We start from the raw sequence: 23,467 nt of genomic DNA on the forward strand, positions 1-23,467 counted from the left end.
GTCAAAGACTTAAGCATTAGCTACTGGCGCAGGTAAAGGATCTGCATAATGTGCTAAACCATAATTTCTTACTACCGCCTCACTTGCGTGAGTTACGTGCCACTCAAATTCATCCCTAAAGTGACGAATAGCACTGGCTACCGGCCAGGCTGCCGCGTCACCCAGCGGACAAATAGTATTACCTTCAATTTTTTTAGCAACATCAACTAACAGGTCCATGTCGCTTTGTTTGCCGTGACCGTTCTCTAAACGGTGCAATACTTTTTCCATCCATCCGGTACCTTCACGGCAAGGCGAACATTGTCCGCAGCTTTCATGATGATAAAAACGGGCAAAGTTCCAGGTATTACGCACAATACATTGATCTTCATCAAAGGCGATAAAACCGCCCGAACCTAACATGGTACCGGTAGCAAAACCACCGTCTGATAATGATTCGTAACTCATTAAACGAGCCTCACCATTAGCGGTCTTTAAAAATAAGTTAGCCGGTAAAATTGGTACTGATGAACCACCTGCAACAACCGCTTTTAAGCGTTTACCATTGGCTATGCCACCGCAATATTCGTCAGAGTATAAAAACTCTTCGCATGATAAGCCTAAGTCAATTTCATAAACACCGGGTTTATTTAAGTTACCACCGGCAGAAATTAATTTAGTACCCGTGCTTCGGCCAATACCAATTTTAGCATATTCATCGCCGCCCTCGTTAACGATAGGAACTACTGCGGCAATTGATTCGACATTGTTTACCACTGTTGGGCAACCATACAAACCCGCAATAGCCGGGAATGGTGGTTTAATACGCGGGTTACCACGTTTACCTTCTAATGATTCTAACAGCGCGGTTTCTTCTCCGCAGATGTAGGCACCGCCACCCGGCTGCACATACAACTCCAGGTCGTAACCTGTGCCTAATATGTTTTTACCTAAAAAGCCGGCGTTTTTTGCTTCGGCAATGGCTTTTTCAAGTATGCGTATCTGCGGCATCATTTCGCCGCGAACGTATATATATGATGTTTTTGCACCCAACGCGAAGCTGGATACGATCATCCCCTCAATTAATAAGTGAGGGATATAGGTCATTAAAAACCTGTCTTTAAATGTGCCGGGCTCTGATTCGTCCGCATTACATACCAGGTAACGGGCAACCCCTTCGGGCTTAGCCAAAAAGCTCCACTTCATCCCGGTAGGGAAACCCGCACCACCACGGCCACGTAAACCCGACTTTTTAACTTCCTCTACAACTTCTTCGGGTGTAAGGGTTTTCAAAGCCTTCTCTACCGAAGCATAACCACCTTTTGAGCGGTACACTTCAAAAGTATTAATGCCGGGTACATTTATATGTTCTAAAAGTAATTTGCGTGCCATTAGTTATTCGCCTTAGCTTTTAAATCTGTGATCAATTGATCAACCGACTCATTGGTCAGTTTTTCGTAGAAAGTATATTCAGGGCCTATTTGTAAAACCGGTGCAAAACCGCAGGCGGCCAAACACTCTACTCCGCGCCAGCTAAATAAACCATCAGGGGTTACTTCGCCTTCTTTTACACCTAAAGTTTGCTCAATATGATCCATTATCTTTTCGGCACCTACCAGGCAGCATGGCCCGGTGCGGCAAACCTCTAAAACGTATTTACCCTGCGGGCGTAAAAAATACATACTGTAAAATGAAGCTACTTCGTAAACTTCTATATGTTCTAATTTCAAATATTCGGCAACCTTATCCATTGCCTGCGGGCTCACCCAACCAAACTCGGCCTGTACCAAATGTAGTATAGGCAGTAAAGCCGATTTTTGTTTCCCTTCGGGATAACGGCTAACTACATCAGCAAATTGAGTTAACAACTCCGGCGAAAACTCTACCGGCATATCTGGTATAGTATCTTCAACTCTAAGCATCTAACTCTCCCGCTATAACGTTTAAACTACTCATGTTAATAATCGCGTCAGACAGTAACATACCCCTACTCATTGGGGCATACATCTGGTAATTGATAAAACTTGGCCTGCGGAAGTGTAAACGATATGGCGAACGGCCACCATCATTTACCAGGTAAAAACCTAATTCGCCATTAGCGCCTTCTACCGAGTGATAAACTTCGGTAGCCGGTGTAGGTATCTCGCCCATCACAATTTTAAAGTGATAGATCAGGGCTTCCATGTTATTATATACTTCTTCTTTTGGAGGCAGGTAAAACTCAGGTACATCCGCGTGGAATATATCTGAAGGCTCTTTCTCTAACTTAGCCAAGGCTTGCTCTATGATGTGCAGGCTTTGCCACATTTCTTCGTTACGTACCAGGAAACGGGCGTAAACATCGCCCCCCTCACCAACCGGAACTTCAAAATCAAAATCTTCGTAGGATGAATACGGATTCATGGCCCTTACATCATAATCAACGCCGGCAGCACGCAATATCGGGCCGCTCCAGCTATAGCTTAACGCATCCTCAGCAGTAACCGGAGCCACGCCTTTAGTACGGTCAACAAATATGCGGTTACGGTTAAACAGCGATTCAAATTCTTTTAAAACTTTAGGATAGCCTGCTATAAACTTGCGCAGTTTAGCAAAAGCGATGGCGTTAAAATTACGCTCAAAACCACCTATACGACCAATATTTGTTGTTAAACGTGAGCCGCAAACTTCTTCGTAAATCTCATAGATATGCTCGCGCCATTGCATCATGTAGGTAAAGCCGGTTAAAGCACCGGTATCAACACCTAAAATAGAATTACATACAATGTGGTCTGATATACGGGCCAGTTCCATTACAATTACCCGCAGGTAGTCTACACGCTTAGGTGTTTGGATGCCTAACAGTTTTTCAACCGTCATGTGCCAGCCCATATTATTAATGGGTGATGAACAGTAGTTCAACCTATCGGTTAATGGGGTTATTTGGTAAAATGGCCTATGCTCGGCAATTTTTTCAAAAGCACGATGTATGTAGCCGATGGTTGATACACCACTTACTATCCGCTCACCATCCATTTGCAAAACATTCTGAAACACACCATGCGTAGCCGGGTGTGTTGGCCCTAAGTTCAGGGTTGAAAGTTCGCTTTGCGGATCGTTATCTGTATATACGGGGTGGTTCTGCATTTCTTATCTTCCGAAAAAATAATCCTTTTTGTCAACACGGTTCGGGTCTTCCAGCGGGAACTCTCTCCTCATCGGGAAGGCCGTCATATCGTCAACATTTAATATTCTGCTTAAATTTGGATGACCATCAAATAGCACCCCAAAAAAGTCGTATGTTTCACGCTCCATCCAGTTAGCACCTTCCCAAAGTGTGGTAGCGGTAGGGATGTGTACATCGCCATCGGCCAAAAAAACTTTAAGGCGTATGCGTACATTATTTACCAGGCTGTGCAGATGATATATAACACCAATTGGTTTTTCCTGCTCAGGGTAATGTATGCCGGTTATATCTGTTAAAAAAACAAACTGCAGTACAGGCGAACTTTTTAGAAAGCTTAAAATATCGATAATACTTTCGCGGGTAGTTTCTAAGGTAAGCAAGCCATAAGGCTCGCCAACTACGGTTACTTTGTCTGCAAACTGATCTTGAATATTCTTTAAAAGTTCTTCGTTTGTTATTTTACCCATTACTGTATGCCGTATGAAGCTAATAATTTTTGATATTCAGGGGTATCACGCCTGCGTGTCGACTCGGTTCTTACCAGGTTTTGAATTTGCATAAAGCCATCAATAATAGCTTCGGGCCGTGGCGGGCATCCGGGCACATAAACGTCAACCGGGATGATCTCATCAATACCTTGAAGTACCGAGTAAGTATCAAATATACCACCGCTTGACGCGCATGCACCAACAGCCATAACCCAACGCGGCTCGGCCATTTGCAGGTAAACCTGGCGCAATACCGGGCCCATTTTTTTAGCTATGGTACCCATAACCATCAACAGATCGGCCTGGCGGGGCGAAAAGCTTAAACGCTCGGCACCAAAACGCGAAAGGTCATAATGAGAGGCCATGGTAGCCATAAATTCAATCCCGCAGCATGATGTAGCAAATGGCAGGGGCCATAACGAGTTTGCACGGGCCATACCCACTGCTTTATCTAACGATGTAGCAAAAAATCCTGCTCCTTCTACTCCCGCGGGAGCTCCAACAATTTGAATATCACTCATGAATATATAAACACAAATACAATTCCAATAGTATTTGGAAAGCGCAAATTTATAATAAATTACCCTGAAATGAAGCTTAAAGGATGATATGAAATGTATTTAGAATCAGTCTAAACAAATTACCCACAAAGCGTAATTGCGAACTTTTCGGTTTTGAATGTCCTTTGTAGAGATTGCTTCGTTCCTCGCAATGACCCGTGGTTATTGGAGGTGCTCTAATCCCAGTTTAAAGCACCTTTTTTAATGACGTAGATAAAGCCTGCCAATAGGGTAGCCATAAATATCAGCATCTCTATCAGCCCGGTTAGGCCCATCTCGCGGAAGTTTACAGCCCAGGGGTACATAAATATAACCTCTACATCAAACAGCACAAATAATATGGCTACCAAAAAGTATTTGATAGAAATAGGTGTACGTGCGTTACCAATTACTTCAATACCTGATTCAAATGGCGTCAGCTTATCTTTAGTTACACGCTTGGGGCCAATTTTATGGGTCACAAACATGGTGGTAAACACAAAACCTAAAGCAACCAGCATCTGGAAAATGATGGGTAAATAATTAATGGGCAAACTTTGTACTTCCATGGTGCAAATATACAAATGGTATATAAATAAAAAAGGCTTCTTTTCAGAAGCCTTTTTTATTTATCATCAACTAATATTACTTAGTTGGCTTTTTAGGGGTAGCAGCCGCTGCCTTTTGTTCAAAAAAGAATTTAGCTTGCCTATTAGTCGGATCCTTTTCCAAAGCTTTGGTATACATCTCCTCAGCCTTAGCTTCATCTTTATCATGATACAGGTAGTAATTACCCATATAACCATAAGCTTCGGCCCAATTTTTTATCATTCTTGGATCGGTAGATTCGCCAGCAAGCATAAGTTCTATAAATTTTTCATAAAATGGCTTAGCATATCCTACCATTTTGTTTAGATCTTCCCTGTTTTCTTTAAGTTCAGCAATACGGGCGCGGAATATAACTGCATCCAGGCTCGGCTTGGCAAGCTTACGATTAGCAAAACTTAGTGATGAATCACCTTTGATCAATAAGGTTGAGTCTGGGCTTTTGGGGTTAAAAGCAAAATATGAAAACATACCCTTGTAAATATAATCGGCAATAGGCGCTTTTTCACCCATTTTATTGATCTTTTCTTCATAGGCTTTTGCTGTTTCAAGATAATTATTTTGTTTTCTACGCAAGGCTATAATATCAACATACGCAGGTTCAACCAAAGTACTATCTAAGTCGGCAGCTTTTTTTAATGACTGAATAGCGGCAACTGTATCCTTAGCGGCTGCTGCTTCTAAACGGCCCTTGTAAAAATAATCGCGTGGTAAAATACGGTTTTGACCGGCTTTAGCAAACCATTCTCTCATTGCCTTCATGCCTTTCTCATAATCTTTAGTTTCATACCCGGCATAACCTGAATAGCGTAATGCACGTAGATTGGTACCAGATGATCTAGCTAATTGACCCGCAACCGCCTGCAATTCTTTCCACCTTCCTGCATTTATCAAAAAGTCGGCGTAGCGCATTAAAGTCTCGTCAGAATGGTCAGTTAAACTCAGGTATTTTTCGTACTTCTCAACACCCTCGTTAATTTTATCAGATGCTTGTGCCCTGTTATCAAAAGACCAGTCAAGGTCAGTTTCGGCCCATTCGCGGTAAGCCGGGCCATAGTTAGGGTCAATAGCTAATGCTGCCTTGTATTCGTCAATAGCACCGTCAAAATTATGCGCGTTGCTAAATAATACACCCTGTGCCACTCTTGCAGCAGGCATTTTAGGATCAAGCGCTAAAGCGGCTGTATAATTTTCGTAAGCGGGACCGGTCTCTCTTTTAGAGCGATAGGCATTACCCAACGCTAAAGCAACTTCCGCGTCTTTAGCATTAGCTTCTTTTCCTTTAAGTAAAGCAGCAATTGCCTTGTCAGCATCATCAGTTGTTACCGCTTTTGTATTTGGTAAAAGCAGTAAATAACCTTTACCCATATACAACCATGGTGCTGACTCTTTTCTACCCGTAAATTCAATAGCCTTGTTAAAGTTTGCTAACATGCCTGCATTATCTTTACTTAAACGCGCGGCAACACCTAAACCTACATAGTTAAGGGCCGATTTCGGGTGAGCAGCTATGCCCTGGTTAAATACTGTTTTAGCAGAATCAATATAATCCTGCAAAAGATATACCCATCCCAGCTGGAAAAAAGTTTCGTCGTCTTTTGCTTGTGTAACCGTTAGGTTTTTAAGCATTGCTTTAGCTTTTTGGTATTGTTCGACATCAATAGCTTTTTTGGCATCAGCTAAGCTTTGGGCAAAAACCGATGAGCCTATACATGCCAGGCCTAAAGCTATTATAGCTATTTTTCTGATCATTTTCATCTCGTGTTTATAATTATATGTTAGAATGTATGTTTAATATTTATCTCTCTTCCGGGTATTTGATCAGGCAAAATGTTTGATCTCAAAATAACCCTTTGTCCGGTTTCAGTTAATATAAAGTAGGCAAAATTGGTACCCAAATCCTTTTTACCTGTGCAATTAATAATATACAGGTTTCGCGATAATGGATACTCCTTTGTAGCCAGTGTGCTTTGCGATGGTTTAAAATACCGGTTAGGCGCAAGTTTACTGTTTTCATCTTTAACTGCCAATACCTTTACATTATTTATCGGGTTTTTATTGTCCTCATAAGGATCATATAACCACCCAAACCCTGTAATGCCAATTGCATCTTCATGCTCACTGACATATTTAATTACCTCCTTGTTATTTTTAAGTGCAAAAATGTTTTTTCCTTTCAGTTCATTATTTCCTGAAAACTCCTTTAAATACCTTACTAAACCAGAACCCGGGTTATCAAAAACGATATTCTTATCTGTTTTAGTCTCTCCGTTTAGCATTTTTTTTATTTCTTTAACCGTTATCAAGGTATCTTTTGAATCCTTATTAACAATTAGCGCAATAGCATCGATAGCAAAACGGTATGTTTCAGGTGCTAAGTTTTTCTGCTTTAATATATTTACTTCTTGGACACTTAATTCACGAGAAAGTAAAGCCAATCTTACCTTATCATCCAATAAAAGCCTTAAAACATCGTTTTCTGACTTATAAATGATACTCGCTTCCGTATTATTATAAGTTTCGTTAAAAACATATTTAAGCTCATCAGCTATCGGTTGGCATGATTCATCCGCAGCAAACGTAGCCCTTTTAATATTGGTTACCTGCTGCACATTTTGCTTTTGGGGCTTTTGTTTGCATGACACCAATACCGTTGCTACACCTATAAATAAAAGAACTTTTAATTTATTCATCATCCCTTTTTAACAGGCGCGAAAACCGAAGTATACTATACAATATGATCAACCCACCAAATAATTTTCTCTGCGTATCCGTTAACTGAACGGGCATATCCTGCCAAAATATTACCATTAACCCCAGCACTACAAAACCAATAAAGGTAACTATCCCTAAAATAAGCAAAAACCGCCTTTTGAGCGATTTTTGCTTATCATTAATACTATCAGGAGTCATTTTACTCGTCACCCAATGTAAAGTTAACCGGAACAGTAAACTGTGCACGTACTTTACGTCCATTTTGCACACCCGGATCCCATTTTGGCGAACGCTTTAATACACGTATAGCTTCGTCCATCATGGCCTGGCTTGGTCCGCGTACTGCTTTTATATCAGTTAAACTACCGTCTCTCTCAACCACAAACTGAAGTACAACACGACCTGTCACATTGTTTTCTCTGTCAACTGCCGGATATTTGATATTATCACTCAAATATTTCAAAAACTTCTCCGTACCGCCCGGATACTTAGGCTGTACCTCAAGCACTGTGTATACCTGGTTAACATCCTCTGTAACCGCTTTTTGGTCACTATTACCTACAGGCTCGTCAATTACAATTTGGGCATTAGGATCACCCTTTATGTTTTCTTGTCCTGGGTCCTTAACTTTAAGCTCAGTAATAGTTGGTGGTTCTTCTTTAACCTCTACATCCGGTTTTACAATCGGCGGAGGGAATTTCACCTGATCCACTTTCGGCTTAGGTGGTTCTTCGGGTGGTGGTATTTCCTTTTTCTTTTCTACCGGTGGAGGCGTAAGCACAATGTCGCGTATTTCTTGCTTCACATCGGCTTTAGGAATAAAACCCTGAATCTTATTGATAATTGTTTTTAACGACATTACGAACACAAAGAAAAGCACACCATATAAAAGAGCACGGTTAGTGTTCTTAGGGTTATTTCTCCTTAATTCATAAGCGCCATAATTTTTATTACGGCCGGCAAAAACAACGTCGATCCATTCCTTTTTTAATATATCTAATTTAGATCCGAGCATTATTTTAAGCTTTAATTTTTATGTTAATATTCATTAATAAATGTTATTGTCTTTTAATAACTGAAGCTCAACCGGTAAAAGATCCACTATAGCACGCTTAGTATTTTTGGTAATATTTAATTCGTCCATTACCGTAACCAAATTATTGTAATTTGACTTGTCGCTTGGCTTTACAATAACCATCATATCTTCTCCTGTGGTAGCTTTTATTTCTTTAGCATTATCGTTCAAGCTTTTACGTAAATTTCCGTAACCCTCTATTGTGGGTGGGGTCTTTCCGGGTATACCCACAAACCATGCCATTTTATTATTTGAACCCAATAAAATAGTCATAGTCGACGATTCTTTTACCGCTAAATTTGCATCGGGTTTCTTCTCATCTTTATCCGGCATTACCAAATCCATAGCCTTAGGCTTTTGCAGGGTGGTAGTAAGGATAAAAAAGGTGATCAGCAAGAACGCTAAATCAACCATGGCAGTTAAATCCACACGGGTTGATTTCTTTTTGGTCCTAACCTTACCGCCGCCCTTTTTACCCCCGCCGGAGGTGTCTAATTCTGCCATAATGTTTTTATTTTATAACGTTTTTAAGGTTGTAATTAAACTAAATTTGTTTAGCCCCTGCTTTTGCAAGGTGGCAATAACTTTTTTGATAGTAGGATACTCTTCCTTACTATCACCTTTTATAGCAATCTGCAAGTCAACCCCATGAAGTCCCAAATTAGCCTTACGCGAAGATGTAACCCACTCCGATAACTCATTAGTACCGGTAGTATCAACCGGTATACCTGGTTGCTGGTAAGCTGATTTTTGATCGCTTGACAAGGCTAAATAGCCTTTTAATGTAGCAATAGGTACACCAAAGCTTTCTATAGCTGCAAATTGTTGCTGCTCCTCTGGGGTAAAGGTAATTCCGTTCTTTTCGCCCATTAGCTTTAATGCCTCTACACGGACATCGACACCCTGAACATTAAAGAAAACTTTACCCTGGGCAACTGTAAGGGTCGAAAAATCAGTTTCAGGTATAGTAAACGTAGCTATTGAAGCAGGCACTTCGGCCGGTAACGCTTCCTGTACTTTTGGCTTTGCTGATAATATAAAGAAGGTAAGTAACAGGAACGCAACATCGCACATGGCGGTCATGTCAATTGCTGTACTTTTTCTTCCAACTTTTACTCTAGGCATAATTGTTTATTTTAAAATATAGTGTTACTTCATTATTAACTACCGGCCCATAATAATTATGGGCCGGTATAATTAACACTAAAATTTATTTGTTTTTGTGTGATGCAGCAAACGTTTGTACAATGCTGAATCCGGTTTCGTCAATAGCGTAAGTTAAACCATCAATTTTTGATGTAAATACGTTATACATAATAATTGATACTGTTGAAGTACTGATACCTAATGCAGTGTTAACCAATGCTTCAGAGATAGCTGCTGATAGTTTTGAAGTATTAGTTGCAGCACCCGCTAACTCGGCGAAAGCGTTGATCATACCAATTACCGTACCTAATAGACCGGTTAATGTACCGATAGATACCAAAGTAGCAATGATAGTTAAGTTTTGCTCTAACATAGGCATTTCTAAAGCAGTTGCTTCTTCAATGTCTTTTTGGATAGCCAAAGTTTTTTGATCAACATCTAAAGTTTGATCAACTTCCATCTCTTTGTATTTTTTCAAACCTGCTTTGATAACGTTAGCAACAGAACCTTTTTGTTTGTCGCACTCTGCAGAAGCTGCATCAATGTTACCGGCACTTAACGCAGCTTGAATTTTTCTAACAAATGCATCAACACTTGCAGTACCTGATGCTTTACCAATAACGATAAACCTTTCGATAGAGAATACAATTAGCATTAAAAAGTATGAAATACCAATAGGTACAAGTTTACCTCCTTTATACATAGTTCCGAATAAATCACCCTCGTTTGGATCGCCGCTGCTATCACCTCCCTTAAAGTGACTTGCATCACCTAATACAAATATGTATATACAAATTGCTACAGCAATACAGATAGGTACAGTTAGTGTTGCAAACAAGCTCGAACCTGAGCCTTCTTTTTTAGTAGTAGTAGTTGGTTTTGTTGGTGCGTTTGCCATTACTTTAAAATTTTAGTTTTTAGTTTTGTTTATTTATTAGTTAGTTAGTTAATTGCGCTTTTTTTTGCGGATAACAAAAATAGAATTTATATGAAATAAAAAAACTTTTTGTTACACTTTTAATTTATAGTTGGTTTTAGCTTTTAAAAGCTTAGTTTCATTACTCCTTACATAACGTAACGAAACAAAAAAATTGCCTTTTAGCCAAACAATTTTTTACAATAAAACCCATTATTTTTTATATTAGCAAATACAGCCTTTAAATTTTATGTAATTATACTGTTATATTTAAATTATATTGATTTTTTTTAGTCCATTATACCATAATTATAGGTTTTCTTCCCTTAAATGATGGCCCAAATAGTAAAATGATTTGAAATTATATTTATTAGTAGATTATTTTACTTATTTACTAAAACCTTAGTTATCCACCTGCTTTCTTAGCCTTATAGTTATCGGCAATTAGCAATGTTAAAATCTTATCTCGAAAGTCACCCTGTATCAATATCTCTCCTTCCTTAGCAGAACCTCCAACACCACACTTTGTTTTAAGTTTCTTACCCAGGTCATCCAGCTCAGTACTATTGCCAATAAAACCTGTAATACGAGTGACCAATTTACCTCCACCTTTACGGTCGAGATAAATTTTAAGGTTTTGTTGTTGTGGTGGTAATGATTGTGTTAAACTATTGTTATCTTCTTCCTGGTAATTAAAACCCGGATCAGTAGAATAAATAACACCTGTAAAGTTTTTGCTTTTTTTTGACATTTACTAAATAGCTTTATAAGCATCGCCAACAATTACTTTTAACGAGCTTGGTACAATATTTATTTTAACGTCGGTTCCAATAATTTGAGGCTCGCCATCTAAATGGATAGGGCCAGCTTCATTGCGTTTAATTTGTATATGCTTTCCTTTTATTATCTCTAAATATGGTGATTTATCAGCAGTTTTTAAAAGCATACGTACGCCCATTTCTGGCAATCGCCAGGCAGAAAATGGTTTAATAATACAAACATCAATCAATCCATCCTGTACAGACGCATATGGTGCTATGTGCATATTATTGCCGTATTGTGATGAATTGGCTAAACTAATCATAAAAGCAGTGCGTTCATAAGCCACTCCATCAATTTCAATATGATAATACTGAGATTTATAATTAACTATTTCTGTTATGGATGATTTGATATAACTAATAAAGCCTCGTTTTTTGTTGTGCGAAAACACCTCGCTGATATGCGCATCAAACCCCATGCCTGCCATGTTAAAAAAGGGTTGTCCGTTTGCTTCTGCCGAGTCAATAGTTTCGGCATGCCCGGCATTTAAATTTTCAATAGCATCTTTTATATCCATGGGGATATTTAAAAAGCGTGATAAACCATTACCTGAGCCACATGGAATAATACCTAATAGCGTATTGCTGCCAACCAGGGCCGAGGCAATTTCATTTACAGTGCCGTCCCCCCCAACTGCTACTACTAAATCATATTGATCAATAGCTTCTTTAGCAACCTGCCTGGCATGAGCTACGCCGGTGCTAAAAACTATAACAGCATTAAAAATATCTGCATTTAAATACTTTTGTATCAGTCGTGGTATATCATCCTTCCTCTTTCCGCCAGATACCGGGTTTATTATAAATAATGCGCTACGTTTCAATTATCATATATATAGGTGCCAAAAGTAAATGTATTTTCGGTTTTGTAAAAATTGTTTTATTTTTGGCGCCATAATGTGGACTGATTTAGTTATCCGGCTACGCCGGATCGGATTGCAACCACGTAAAAAAGTGCTAAAACCATGCTTCTTTAATACGTTCCGTAAGTCTTCCGCGCAATAATTACACTAACAGTATAAAAAATATATGTCTTATCTATTTACTTCAGAGTCTGTGTCAGAAGGGCACCCGGACAAAGTTTCCGACCAAATATCGGATGCATTAATTGATAATTTTTTAGCTTTTGATCCCGACTCGAAAGTGGCTTGCGAAACCTTAGTTACGACTGGGCAGGTGTTTTTAGCCGGCGAGGTAAAATCAAAAGCTTATTTAGATGTGCAAAAAATAGCCCGTGATGTGATCAAGAAAATTGGTTACACCAAAGGCGAGTACATGTTTGATTGCCACTCATGCAGCGTTTTATCTGCTATACATGAGCAATCGCCTGATATTAACCAGGGTGTTGAACGCCAGGCTAAAGAGGAGCAGGGTGCGGGCGACCAGGGTATGATGTTTGGTTATGCCACCAAAGAAACTGATAACTATATGCCATTGGCATTGGATATTGCACATGCATTATTATTAGAATTGGCTGCTATCCGCCGTGAAAATACGGACATTAAATATCTTCGCCCTGATGCAAAATCGCAAGTGACGTTAGAGTACGATGATAACAACCAACCTGTGCGTATTGATGCTATTGTGATATCAACCCAGCATGATGACTTTGATGAAGAAAAAGCGATGCTGGCTAAGATCAGCAAAGATATCATTAGTGTGTTGATACCTCGAGTAAAAGCTAAATATGCTAAATACGCTCACTTTTTTAATGACGATATTAAATACCACATTAACCCAACCGGTAAATTTGTTATTGGTGGCCCGCATGGCGATACAGGGTTAACAGGCCGTAAAATTATTGTTGATACTTATGGCGGTAAAGGTGCGCACGGTGGTGGTGCATTTTCTGGCAAAGACCCATCAAAAGTTGACCGTTCTGCAGCGTACGCTACCCGCCACGTTGCTAAAAATCTTGTTGCTGCCGGTGTATGCAGCGAAGTGTTGGTACAGGTATCATACGCAATTGGCGTTGCACAGCCTATGGGTATTTATGTTAATACTTATGGTACCGGTAAAGTTGGTTTAACCGATGGTGAGATTGCTAAAAAAGTAGAGGCCATATTTGATATGACCCCTTATGCTATTGAAACCCGCTTTAAACTGCGCAACCCTATTTACAGCGAAACTGCAGCTTATGGCCACTTTGGCAAACCAAGCATCACTGTAAAAAAACAGTTTACAGCGCATGACGGCAGCATATTGGAAAGAGAAGTAGAATTATTTACCTGGGAGAAACTGGATTACGTTGATAAAGTAAAACAAGCTTTCGGTTTATAATAACCCAATAATATTTAACTTTGAGAGCGATGAATTACTTCATCGCTCTTTTTATTTAAATAATTAGCCATGAAAACTATAAAAGTTCTATTACTGCTCACCTTAACATTTGCAGGATTAAATAATGCCAAAGCTGATCAGCCTGCGTTAAATGTTGCTTTCAACAAGTTTATTAATACCTACCTGGATATTAAAAATGCTTTGGTAGCAGGCGATGTCACAGCTGCGCAAGCTAAAGCTAAAGGTATGGTTACACTTATAAACGCGATCCCACAAAAAGACCTGGATGCGGCTCAACGCAAGGCATGGACAGCATATTCAAATAAGATATCATCAGATGCACAGCAAATTGGAGCTCAAAACAACATTGATGCTAAACGCGAACACTTTGCAACCCTGTCAAACAACTTTATGGCAGTTATGAAAGTTTTTAAAATGAACAAAGCCACCTTATACCAACAGTATTGCCCAATGAAAAAATTCTATTGGTTAAGCGAAACCAGTGCTATTAAAAACCCTTATTACGGCAATACCATGCTTACCTGCGGTACTACTCAAGAAACATTTGAAGCCGTAAAATAATATGCCCACCGCCGACGAGCAAAACCCGTGGAAAATAACCTCTGAAAAAGAGATATATGATAACCCATGGATAAACTTAACGGAATACCAGGTCATCAATCCATCGGGCAATCCGGGCATATACGGTAAATTGCATTATAAAAACCTGGCTATAGGAATAGTGCCGTTGGATGAAGAGTTGAACACCTATTTGGTGGGCCAATATCGTTTTGCTTTAAATCAATATAGCTGGGAACTACCCGAAGGTGGTGGACCAATAGGCACCGATCCATTAGAATCTGCTAAACGCGAATTGTTAGAAGAAACCGGTTTAAAAGCCAATAACTGGATAGAACTACAACGCATGCACTTAAGCAATTCGGTAACAGATGAACTGAATATCATTTATCTGGCGCGTGAGTTGGAGCAATTTGAAGCTGAACCCGAAGATACCGAGCAATTAATGGTGCGCAAAGTACCTTTAGATGAAGTTTATCGTATGATATGCGCTAACGAAATAACGGATGCCATTACCATAGCGGCTATACTAAGGGTAAAACTATTACTCGCGGAAAACGCCTTAGTTTAATTTAATATCAAATAATTTTTATTTTAGCCGATATTACTATGAAGAAGCTCCTCGGCTATTTACTATCACCCGTAGCTATACTGTACTTTTTTTTGGTGCTATGCATTTTTCATCCCATGCAATGGTTAAGCTATAAATTGGGTGGCTACTCCGCACATAAAAAGGTGGTGGATGTACTTAATTTCTTTTTAACCAGCACCAGCTACATCCTGTTTAATAATATCACGTTTATTAATAATCAAAACCTGCCTGTTGGTCGTTCCATCATATTTGTGGCTAACCATCAAAGCCTGTTTGATATACCACCGTTGATTTGGTATTTGCGTAAATACCATGCTAAATTTATATCAAAGGTTGAACTAACCAAAGGCATCCCATCTATATCGTTCAACTTGAAATATGGTGGTGGCGCCAATATTAATCGCAAGGATCCGCGTCAATCCATAACCGAACTAATAAAATTTGGTGAAAGAATGAAAAATAACAACTGGTCGACAGTTATTTTTCCGGAAGGTACACGGTCTAAAAACGGAACGGTAAAACCGTTCCAATCAGCCGGCATTGCTACGATATTAAAAAAATGTCCCGATGCGCTTATCGTACCCATCGCCATAAAAAACTCCTGGCGCATGGTGCAATACGGCTTTTATCCTTTAAATACCTTTACCCCCATGACCTGGGAGGTTTTAGAACCTATTGAACCCACAACAGGAAATGCAGATGAAATAGTCTTGATGGCTGAAAACAGGATTAAGGAAAAGTTGGGTCAGGCTTAAATCCGAAATCGAAAATTCGAAATTCGATATTAAATATTCTTCCCCTCAATCACTTTAAAAAACTGATCGCGGTAGGTATCGCCTACGGGAATAACCTTATCGCCAATAAAAATACGGCTACGCTCAATGCTATCAATCTTATTCAGCGCTACGATATATGATTTATGTACCCGCATAAAATATCTGTCAGGAAGAGTTTCTTCCATCTTTTTCATGTTTTGCAGGGTGATGATACGTTCGGTTGGGGTAAATATGGAGATATAATCTTTTAAGCCTTCTATATATAAAATTTGATGCAGGTATACTTTCTGTATTTTGTATTCACTTTTTACGAATATAAAATCGTTCATAAAATCTTGCTGGGGTTGTTGCGGCTGTATTTGCTGCACCTGTTGCTCAATAGCCTGAGGCACAATTGCTGGTTGTATAATTCCCTGTGCTTTTTGCGCGGCTTTAAAAAAACGGTCGAATGCTATGGGCTTAAGCAGGTAATCAACCACATCTAATTCATAACCCTCTAAAGCATATTGCGAGTAAGCTGTAGTTAATATCACCTTGGTTTTACCATTGGCTATTTTTAAAAATTGGATGCCGGTCAATTCGGGCATTTGCACGTCCAAAAACACCAGGTCAATATTACCCTCCTGCACCATGGTTAATGCTTCAATGGGATTAGTGGTAGCTTTTACCAACTGTAAAAAAGGCACTTTAGCAATATAATCCTCCAGTATATGCAGGGCTAAAGGCTCATCATCAACTACAAGGCATCTTATCATACTATAAAACTAATGATAATTCGCTGGTATACGTATCCTTTTCGTCACGTATCTCTAAATTATAATTACCGGGGTAAAGCAAATCCAGGCGGCGGCGTACATTACTTAAACCAATACCGCCTATGGCATCCATGTTATTTTTATGTTTTTTGTTTTGGATGATAAATTGCAAATGCTCTTTATTTACACTGATCAGTATTTTTATAGGCGATGCCTCATCGTTGGCTATGCCATGTTTAAAGGCATTTTCAATAAAGGCTATCAATAACAGGGGTACAATTTTTTGATTGGTCACATTACCTTCCACTCTGAAATCGATATAAGCCTTATCGCCAAATCGTAGTTTCTGCAGATCGATAAAGTTTTGAAGGTATTGCAGTTCTTTGGCCAGGTCAACTTTTTGGTCATTACACTCATAAAGCATATAGCGCATTATTTCTGATAGCTTTAATATAGCATCAGGCGTGGTATCTGATTTTTGGTAGGCTAATGAATAAATACTATTTAACGAGTTGAATAAAAAATGCGGATTGATCTGCGATTTTAAAAAGGCCAGTTCGGCACTTAAGCGTTGGTTCTCCAGGTCGCGGTGTACCCGCTCATTTACAAACCAGTCAACACTTAATTTAAGTACAATGCTGAAAAAGACGAAAAGTATATTTACAAATACATTGGTAAAAATATAAAAACTCATATCCCTTGGCGGACCATTTCTACGGGGGCGTGCAGGTATAAACTCTTTTATAAACTCGTTTAAACCATACTTAAGTAGTAAATAGGCAATAATAGCTCCAACTATGGTTAAAAAGTATAAACCATACTTTTTTTTATTTAAAAGTTTAGGGATCAGAACAAGGTAATTCAAGTAAAACAGGCTGATGTTAATCAAACCGTAAAGCACATAATCTAATAGAATACGGCGTAGGCTCATTTCGCCAAAACTGGGAATCACGAAAACATATAACAGTATCAATACTGTCCATATACCTACGTGCCAAAATACTGCCCTGTTTTTTTTCATCATACCAAATGTAATATATGTACTTCCCTACAGACTAATATTTATATATACCACCCTTATTTACCGATGAACTGGCAAAAAAGTTCGACCAACCGGCATTTTGAGCTTAATTGGCGTTCATCTATAAATAAGTGCCCTTGGTATAATACATTTTAATAGCCTGATTTTTAATTATTTCTTTGTTATATCAAATCAAAAACAAAATGAAAAAGCTGTTTACAAATTCAAACCCATTTATATTATTGTTAGCTCCGGTAGTATTTGCTGTAATTATGGGCGGCATATACCAGTTTGAACAGAAAAAACAAAGTTTAGAAAACTCTGCACCAATGCAGGCTACTTCGCTTTTTGTTAAGGGCGTTACCTTAGTTAAAACAGTTTGCTCAATAGCCAACAATAACATATGGTAATCAAAACTGAAGGGTTAACCTTCAATTTTGGTAACCAAACCGTAGTAAAAAATTTATCATTACAAGTTCCTGAAGGGAGCATATATGGTTTTCTTGGCCCAAACGGCGCCGGGAAAACCACTACTATTAAATTACTGCTTAACCTGTTAAAAACGCAGGAAGGAAATATCGAGATCTTCGGACAGCAGTTTGATACTCACCGCAAACAAATACTATCACAAATAGGCTCGTTAGTTGAACAGCCTGCTATATACGCCCACTTAACCGGTAAAGAAAACTTATATAACCGGGCCATCTTATTACAAATTGCTGAAAACCGTGTTGATGAAATGCTTGATTTGGTGCATTTAACCCACGCGGCCCACAAAAAAGCCGGCAATTATTCTTTAGGGATGAAACAACGCTTAGGTATTGCCCTGGCCCTACTATCAGACCCCAAACTGCTTATACTTGACGAACCTACTAACGGACTTGACCCTAATGGCATAATTGAGATTCGCGAATTGCTGATCAGGTTGGTTTTGGAGCATAAAAAAACTGTTTTTATATCAAGCCATTTATTAGCCGAGATAGAGCGTATGGCTACACATGTGGGTATTATTAATAATGGCCAATTGCTTTTTCAGGGCAGTATAAAAGACTTACAGGAAATTAGCCAGCCGTTGGTCTATATAGAAGCTGAAAATGCCGTCGATGCGGCAAACCTGCTTACAAAAAATGGTTTCACCGTTGTTGAGGTTGATGACAACCACCTTTCTGTTGCTTATCAATCCAAACAGAAAACAGGGCAGATAAATACCCTGTTGAATCAAAACGGGTATGTGGTGTACAGTATCCATAAAACACAAAAGGACCTGGAAGCCCTGTTTTTAGATATAACCCAAACTCCTGCCTGATGAAAGATCTTTTATTATCACTTCAGTCTGAATTTTATAAAAGCCGTAAAACACTGGGCTTTTGGTCTGCCATATTATTACCTGTATTAATATCCTTATTGGTGTTTTGGCATTTTTATAGTAATAGCGGTAAAATGTCTGCCTTGCCGGGAATGATGTTATGGTTACGTTTTGCAGGGGCTATATTGAATGTGATGGGGGCTTTGTTGTTGCCTATGCTGGTCATTTTTATTTGCTACTCGGTAAATAGTATTGAACATAAAGCCGATACCTGGAAAACTTTGTTTAGCCTGCCAGTTTCTAAATGGGCAATTTACTCTGCCAAATATTTATATGCTTTATTGATGATAGCTTTATGCCTGGCGCTATTTTATATACTTACTATCACAACGGGTAATTTACTGGGTAATTTAAAGCCCCAGCTACACTTTGCTGATTACCACATGGAGGGTGTATTATTCCAGGTATACTTTAAATTATTCCTATCTGCGTTAGGCATATTATCTATTCAGTTTTTGTTGAGCCTTTTATGGGCCGATTTTTTAAAGCCGATGGGTATTGGTTTTGTAGCAACTATATCCGGGTTAATATTAAGCGGTTTTGATTGGAAATACGCCTATCTTATACCTTACGCACATCCGTCATTAACCGTTAAAAGCATCATGCCTCGCCCACGTATCATGGCCGTACCCGAACTAAAGATCGAGATATTCACCAATCATGTATATGTAAGCCTGATAGTTAGTATAGCCATTTTTATAGCAGGCTTTTATATTGTGCAGAGGAAAAGCGTAAAGTAACTATTGCCTCACCGGTTTCGGGAAAACTGGCAAGCTTTCATGCCCATCCGCATCTACAGCCTGTACCGCAAAAAAGTAATTATCTTTTGAATAATTGAGCGTGATCTGCGTTGCAGTGGTAAATATTTTCTTCTCCCAATATGGACTAATCGTTTCGCGCATCAGCACATAATAGCCTACAGGCTTTTTACCGGCTGCGGGGGCATCCCATTTTAAATCTGTATTGTTTGTTAATCCCCGGGTTAACATACTTACATTTTGCGGCTGCGCCGGAGCCATTGCCAAATTAGCCAAAACCGATAGATTCATTCTAGCCACCTTTTGTACATAATTATAGTCCACATGCTCGGGCACATCGCCGTAGGCTACGCCATTTTCGGTACGCACGTTTTGATGTTCGCGGGTAAAATCCTCATTCATTTCGGTAAACCTTACCGCCGTAAACCCTTGCTGTAAAAACGGCACATGGTCGCCGCTGCGCAAAAAACGGTCGCGGCGGTATATGAGTTTAACATCCAACTGGTCAACATAACGCTCGCCAATTTCTTTAACATAACGCGCCAATTGTCTTGACGGACTATCATTTTCACCGCCATTACCTATCAGGCTGCGTATTTGGGCTGCATCGGCAATGGTAGGTATACCATCGCTAAACACCCTTACCTGGCTATTATTTTTCAGGTCATTATCCTGCCCGTGACTGTTGCCTACAATATCATTATTCAGCATGGCATCTACATTCCACTTCTCGGCTTTGGCACGTTTAGCCACATTTGCCGATCCATATAAACCCTGCTCCTCGGCTGCTACCGCCATAAAAATTATCGTAGATGGAAAGCTGCGCTTAGCCATTACCCTGGCCAGCTCCATAGATACTGCTGTGCCTGATGCATCGTCATTAGCACCCGGCGCGGTAGTCACCGAGTCCATTACATTGGTGGGCATAGAATCATAGTGGCCCGATACGATATATACACGGGTATCAGTTGGGTCGGTACCCTTTAGTATGGCTAATATATTTTTAAGTACTGTAGGTTGATTAATGCGGTCGCTTTTGGGCTGTACAAAAGCATCAAACTGTACGGTCATCCTTCCGCCCGATTCTTTGGCGTACTTTTCGTACTCGGCTTTTATCCAGTTACGGGCCGCTCCAATGCCCTCGGTTTTGCTTAGCGTATCGCTCAAACTATGGCGGGTACGGAAACTCACCAACTTGCGCACGTTAGCTTCAATATTGGAGGCGGACACCTCGTTAACCATTTGCTCGATGGCGGCATCCTTTTTAACAATTGTTTGCGCCAGTGCGGGCAGGGCGCACATTCCCCATAAAATAATAAGACCAGTTTTCATGCCTTTAAGATAGGCATAAAAGCATTAATAAATAACGACTTTTTTTAATCAATTTGGGTTAACAAAGGTTAACACATTTTCGTTAATATTTTTTTTATTTTATTGATAATAAGACAGTTAATAAAAATTCACTCCAAAAAGTGTAAACCATGATTTACCAGGCCAGATTAGTTATATTAAAGAAATTTCTTTATTTTTGCATTTTTTTACTTAAATAAATTCTTTAACGCTGCCAATTTTACCGCCATATCCGTTTCGGCTTCCGGCTCTTTTCTTTTTGGTTGGTTATTATGCACAGGCTTTTGCGGTTGATGCGTCTTAGCGGGGCGCTGCTCGGCTTTTTTAGGCTCATCAGTTTTCATGGATAAGGCTATGCGTTTGCGGTTTACATCTACCTCGGTAACCGTTACCTCCACCTGCTGATGCACTTTAAGTACCTCGTTAGGATCTTTTATAAAACGGTTAGCTATCTGGCTCAAATGCACCAATCCATCCTGGTGTACGCCAATATCTACAAAGGCACCAAAGTTGGTAATGTTGGTTACTATACCCGGTAGTTTCATCCCAACTTTTAAATCAGTAATAGCATTTACCCCTTCGGTAAAGCTAAATGCTTCAAACTTTTCGCGCGGGTCGCGGCCGGGTTTGGCAAGTTCGGCCATAATATCATTTAGCGTAGGCAAGCCCACCGTATCGGTAATGTATTTTTGTAGCGGTATACTTTTGCGTAGCTTCTCATCGCTCATTAAAGCAGTTACAGTCGTATTGCTATCCTTGGCCATTTGGGCCACCAAATCATATCTTTCGGGGTGAACACCGCTGGTATCTAAAGGATTTTGCGCGTTGCGGATGCGCAGGAAACCTGCGGCTTGCTCATAGGCTTTATCGCCCAAACGAGGGACCTTTTTCAATTGATCACGTTTGGTAAACGCCCCATTGGCGTCGCGGTACTCCACAATGTTTTGCGCCAGTTGCGGACCAAGGCCTGATACATAAGCCAGTATTTGTTTTGATGCGGTATTTAGCTCCACACCTACCGCGTTTACGCAACTGATCACCGTATCATCTAACGATGCCTGCAATTTATTCTGATCAACATCGTGCTGGTATTGCCCTACGCCAATGGATTTTGGGTCTATCTTCACTAATTCCGCCAACGGGTCCATCAATCTGCGACCAATAGAAACTGATCCCCTCACGGTCACATCCTTATCCGGAAACTCCTCGCGCGCAACTTCTGATGCGGAATAGATAGATGCTCCACTTTCGTTTACCATTACCACATCCACACCCGGCAGTTTCAGTTTACGCACAAATTCTTCGGTTTCTCGCCCCGCGGTGCCGTTACCAATGGCTATGGCCTCTACTTTATATTTTTCAAAAAGATGTCTTACAGTTTTATCTGCTTCGGTAGCCTGTCCTTGCCCATTATGCGGGAATATGGCTGTGTACTCTAATAGCTTGCCCTGCTCATCCAAACAAACCACTTTACAACCCGTGCGGAAACCCGGGTCAATTGCCATGGTACGTTTTTGCCCAAGCGGCGCGGCCAATAACAACTGGCGGGCATTCTCGGCAAACACACGGATGGCTTCCTCGTCGGCTTTTTTCTTGGTTAGTAAACGCACCTCTGTCTCCATGGACGGGCGCAGCAGGCGTTTATAGCCGTCCGTCAACGCTTGTTGCACCTGGTTGGCGGCATCGTTATTGCCGGTTATAAATGCTTTTTGTAACAGCTCAATTGCCTCTTCTTCGGGTGGTAAAACATCCAGGTATAATATCTCTTCCTTCTCGCCACGGCGCATAGCCAGTATTCTATGTGATGGTGCCGATTTTACCGGCTCTTCCCAATCAAAATAGTCCTTATATTTTTGCCCTGCTTCTTCCTTACCGGGTACTACTTTAGCTTTAAAGCTGCCTTTCTCCATAAACAGCTCGCGCAGTTTGGTGCGCACCTCGGCATTTTCACCTATGAACTCGGCAATAATATCCCTGGCACCACCTAATGCTTCTTCGGCATCTTTCACGCCTTTTTCTTCGTCGATATATTTTTCAGCTTCGGCAGTTACGTCAAATTTATTTTGAGCCAATAAAGCATCGGCCAATGGCTGTAAACCTTTTTCGCGGGCAATGCTGGCGCGGGTTTTTCTTTTAGGGCGATATGGTAGATAGATATCCTCTAACGCCACCATAGTCTCCGCCTCGTTTATCTTTTTTTCCAATTCGGGAGTTAGTTTGCCCATTTCAGTCAACGAGTTTAATATCGCTTCGCGGCGTTTATCCAGCTCACGTAACTGCTGTACCCTGTCGCGTATAGCGGCAACCTGCACCTCATCCAAACTACCGGTAACCTCTTTACGGTAACGCGATATAAAAGGGATGGTAGCACCTTCATCTAACAACTCAGCAGTAGCGGCTACCTGTTTTTCGGCAACAGAAAGTTCGGCAGCTATTTTTTTATAGTGGGATATCATGTATTATAAATTGAAGGGCTAAAATGGGTTTATGACAGGAGATATCAAAGAGGTGTTGGGAAATAAGTTTGTCTGAAATATTA

The 23,467-nt window shown here is 40.1% G+C and carries 26 protein-coding genes; 7 read left to right on the forward strand and 19 right to left on the reverse strand.

Annotated elements, in window-relative coordinates; translation table 11 throughout:
* Positions 1-9: 9 nt before the first annotated feature.
* The 15 genes from nuoF to ACYVJ6_RS13270 form a co-directional block, all read right to left on the reverse strand.
* Positions 10-1,371 (reverse strand): NADH-quinone oxidoreductase subunit NuoF, encoded by a 1,362-nt coding sequence (nuoF, locus tag ACYVJ6_RS13200; RefSeq protein ID WP_460694539.1) that lies wholly within the window; start codon positions 1,369-1,371, stop codon positions 10-12.
* The gene (locus tag ACYVJ6_RS13205) at positions 1,371-1,901 is read right to left on the reverse strand and encodes an NADH-quinone oxidoreductase subunit NuoE family protein (protein ID WP_460694540.1); all 531 of its coding nucleotides are present in this window, start codon (positions 1,899-1,901) and stop codon (positions 1,371-1,373) included. Before ACYVJ6_RS13205 ends, nuoF begins: the two co-directional genes overlap by 1 nt.
* Positions 1,894-3,105, reverse strand: coding sequence for an NADH-quinone oxidoreductase subunit D (locus ACYVJ6_RS13210; protein WP_460694541.1), 1,212 nt, complete (start codon positions 3,103-3,105; stop codon positions 1,894-1,896). The genes ACYVJ6_RS13205 and ACYVJ6_RS13210 overlap by 8 nt, the downstream gene beginning before the upstream one ends.
* Positions 3,106-3,108: 3 nt before the next feature.
* A complete protein-coding gene (locus tag ACYVJ6_RS13215; RefSeq protein WP_460694542.1) occupies positions 3,109-3,612 on the reverse strand; it encodes an NADH-quinone oxidoreductase subunit C in 504 nt (167 codons plus the stop codon).
* Positions 3,612-4,154: an NADH-quinone oxidoreductase subunit B gene (locus tag ACYVJ6_RS13220; RefSeq protein ID WP_460694543.1), complete on the reverse strand. Its 543-nt coding sequence runs from the start codon at positions 4,152-4,154 to the stop codon at positions 3,612-3,614. The genes ACYVJ6_RS13215 and ACYVJ6_RS13220 overlap by 1 nt, the downstream gene beginning before the upstream one ends.
* 215 nt (positions 4,155-4,369) lie before the next feature.
* Complete coding sequence (locus ACYVJ6_RS13225) at positions 4,370-4,741, reverse strand: NADH-quinone oxidoreductase subunit A (protein ID WP_460694544.1); 372 nt, start codon at positions 4,739-4,741, stop codon at positions 4,370-4,372.
* A gap of 76 nt (positions 4,742-4,817) precedes the next feature.
* Positions 4,818-6,530 carry a tetratricopeptide repeat protein gene (locus ACYVJ6_RS13230; protein ID WP_460694545.1) on the reverse strand — a complete coding sequence of 571 codons (1,713 nt, stop codon included), beginning with the start codon at positions 6,528-6,530 and terminating at the stop codon, positions 4,818-4,820.
* Between the two features lie 26 nt (positions 6,531-6,556).
* Positions 6,557-7,474 carry a PstS family phosphate ABC transporter substrate-binding protein gene (locus tag ACYVJ6_RS13235; protein WP_460694546.1) on the reverse strand — a complete coding sequence of 306 codons (918 nt, stop codon included), beginning with the start codon at positions 7,472-7,474 and terminating at the stop codon, positions 6,557-6,559.
* Positions 7,464-7,691, reverse strand: coding sequence for a hypothetical protein (locus ACYVJ6_RS13240; protein ID WP_460694547.1), 228 nt, complete (start codon positions 7,689-7,691; stop codon positions 7,464-7,466). Before ACYVJ6_RS13240 ends, ACYVJ6_RS13235 begins: the two co-directional genes overlap by 11 nt.
* A gap of 1 nt (position 7,692) precedes the next feature.
* Positions 7,693-8,508: an energy transducer TonB gene (locus ACYVJ6_RS13245; protein ID WP_460694548.1), complete on the reverse strand. Its 816-nt coding sequence runs from the start codon at positions 8,506-8,508 to the stop codon at positions 7,693-7,695.
* A gap of 33 nt (positions 8,509-8,541) precedes the next feature.
* Positions 8,542-9,072, reverse strand: a complete 531-nt coding sequence (locus tag ACYVJ6_RS13250; RefSeq protein WP_460694549.1) for an ExbD/TolR family protein — start codon at positions 9,070-9,072, stop codon at positions 8,542-8,544.
* Positions 9,073-9,084: 12 nt separating this feature from the next.
* Positions 9,085-9,693 (reverse strand): biopolymer transporter ExbD, encoded by a 609-nt coding sequence (locus ACYVJ6_RS13255; RefSeq protein WP_460694550.1) that lies wholly within the window; start codon positions 9,691-9,693, stop codon positions 9,085-9,087.
* 85 nt (positions 9,694-9,778) lie between these two features.
* Positions 9,779-10,612 carry a MotA/TolQ/ExbB proton channel family protein gene (locus tag ACYVJ6_RS13260; protein ID WP_460694551.1) on the reverse strand — a complete coding sequence of 278 codons (834 nt, stop codon included), beginning with the start codon at positions 10,610-10,612 and terminating at the stop codon, positions 9,779-9,781.
* 424 nt (positions 10,613-11,036) lie between these two features.
* Positions 11,037-11,381: a translation initiation factor gene (locus ACYVJ6_RS13265; RefSeq protein WP_460694552.1), complete on the reverse strand. Its 345-nt coding sequence runs from the start codon at positions 11,379-11,381 to the stop codon at positions 11,037-11,039.
* 3 nt (positions 11,382-11,384) lie between these two features.
* Entirely contained in the window at positions 11,385-12,275 is an 891-nt protein-coding gene (locus ACYVJ6_RS13270; RefSeq protein ID WP_460694553.1) for a diacylglycerol/lipid kinase family protein, read from the reverse strand.
* 205 nt (positions 12,276-12,480) lie between these two features.
* Here ACYVJ6_RS13270 and metK point away from each other — a divergent pair, with 205 nt between their 5' ends.
* The 4 genes from metK (at position 12,481) to ACYVJ6_RS13290 (ending at position 15,657) form a co-directional block, all read left to right on the forward strand.
* Positions 12,481-13,731, forward strand: a complete 1,251-nt coding sequence (metK, locus tag ACYVJ6_RS13275) for a methionine adenosyltransferase (protein WP_460694554.1) — start codon at positions 12,481-12,483, stop codon at positions 13,729-13,731.
* Between the two features lie 69 nt (positions 13,732-13,800).
* A complete protein-coding gene (locus ACYVJ6_RS13280; protein ID WP_460694555.1) occupies positions 13,801-14,313 on the forward strand; it encodes a DUF3347 domain-containing protein in 513 nt (170 codons plus the stop codon).
* Position 14,314: 1 nt separating this feature from the next.
* Positions 14,315-14,881, forward strand: a complete 567-nt coding sequence (locus ACYVJ6_RS13285; RefSeq protein WP_460694556.1) for an NUDIX domain-containing protein — start codon at positions 14,315-14,317, stop codon at positions 14,879-14,881.
* Positions 14,882-14,919: 38 nt separating this feature from the next.
* Positions 14,920-15,657, forward strand: coding sequence for a lysophospholipid acyltransferase family protein (locus ACYVJ6_RS13290; protein WP_460694557.1), 738 nt, complete (start codon positions 14,920-14,922; stop codon positions 15,655-15,657).
* 29 nt (positions 15,658-15,686) lie between these two features.
* Here ACYVJ6_RS13290 and ACYVJ6_RS13295 read toward each other — a convergent pair whose 3' ends face one another.
* The gene (locus ACYVJ6_RS13295; RefSeq protein WP_460694558.1) at positions 15,687-16,433 is read right to left on the reverse strand and encodes a LytR/AlgR family response regulator transcription factor; all 747 of its coding nucleotides are present in this window, start codon (positions 16,431-16,433) and stop codon (positions 15,687-15,689) included.
* A 1-nt stretch (position 16,434) separates the two neighbouring features.
* On the reverse strand, positions 16,435-17,457 hold the full coding sequence (locus ACYVJ6_RS13300) for a sensor histidine kinase (RefSeq protein WP_460694559.1): 1,023 nt from the start codon (positions 17,455-17,457) through the stop codon (positions 16,435-16,437).
* A 200-nt stretch (positions 17,458-17,657) separates the two neighbouring features.
* On the opposite strand from ACYVJ6_RS13300, the gene ACYVJ6_RS13305 reads away from it, so the two are divergent.
* The 3 genes from ACYVJ6_RS13305 to ACYVJ6_RS13315 are packed head-to-tail and all read left to right on the forward strand — an operon-like array spanning position 17,658 to position 19,560.
* Positions 17,658-17,864 carry a hypothetical protein gene (locus tag ACYVJ6_RS13305; RefSeq protein WP_460694560.1) on the forward strand — a complete coding sequence of 69 codons (207 nt, stop codon included), beginning with the start codon at positions 17,658-17,660 and terminating at the stop codon, positions 17,862-17,864.
* Complete coding sequence (locus tag ACYVJ6_RS13310; RefSeq protein ID WP_460694561.1) at positions 17,858-18,760, forward strand: ABC transporter ATP-binding protein; 903 nt, start codon at positions 17,858-17,860, stop codon at positions 18,758-18,760. The genes ACYVJ6_RS13305 and ACYVJ6_RS13310 overlap by 7 nt, the downstream gene beginning before the upstream one ends.
* Entirely contained in the window at positions 18,760-19,560 is an 801-nt protein-coding gene (locus ACYVJ6_RS13315) for an ABC transporter permease (RefSeq protein ID WP_460694562.1), read from the forward strand. The genes ACYVJ6_RS13310 and ACYVJ6_RS13315 overlap by 1 nt, the downstream gene beginning before the upstream one ends.
* Here ACYVJ6_RS13315 and ACYVJ6_RS13320 read toward each other — a convergent pair whose 3' ends face one another.
* Both ACYVJ6_RS13320 and ACYVJ6_RS13325 read right to left on the reverse strand, forming a co-directional pair.
* Positions 19,561-20,910, reverse strand: a complete 1,350-nt coding sequence (locus tag ACYVJ6_RS13320) for a M20/M25/M40 family metallo-hydrolase (RefSeq protein ID WP_460694563.1) — start codon at positions 20,908-20,910, stop codon at positions 19,561-19,563.
* 206 nt (positions 20,911-21,116) lie between these two features.
* On the reverse strand, positions 21,117-23,384 hold the full coding sequence (locus ACYVJ6_RS13325) for a Tex family protein (protein WP_460694564.1): 2,268 nt from the start codon (positions 23,382-23,384) through the stop codon (positions 21,117-21,119).
* Positions 23,385-23,467: the final 83 nt, after the last annotated feature.

This window comes from Mucilaginibacter puniceus (assembly GCF_054783175.1).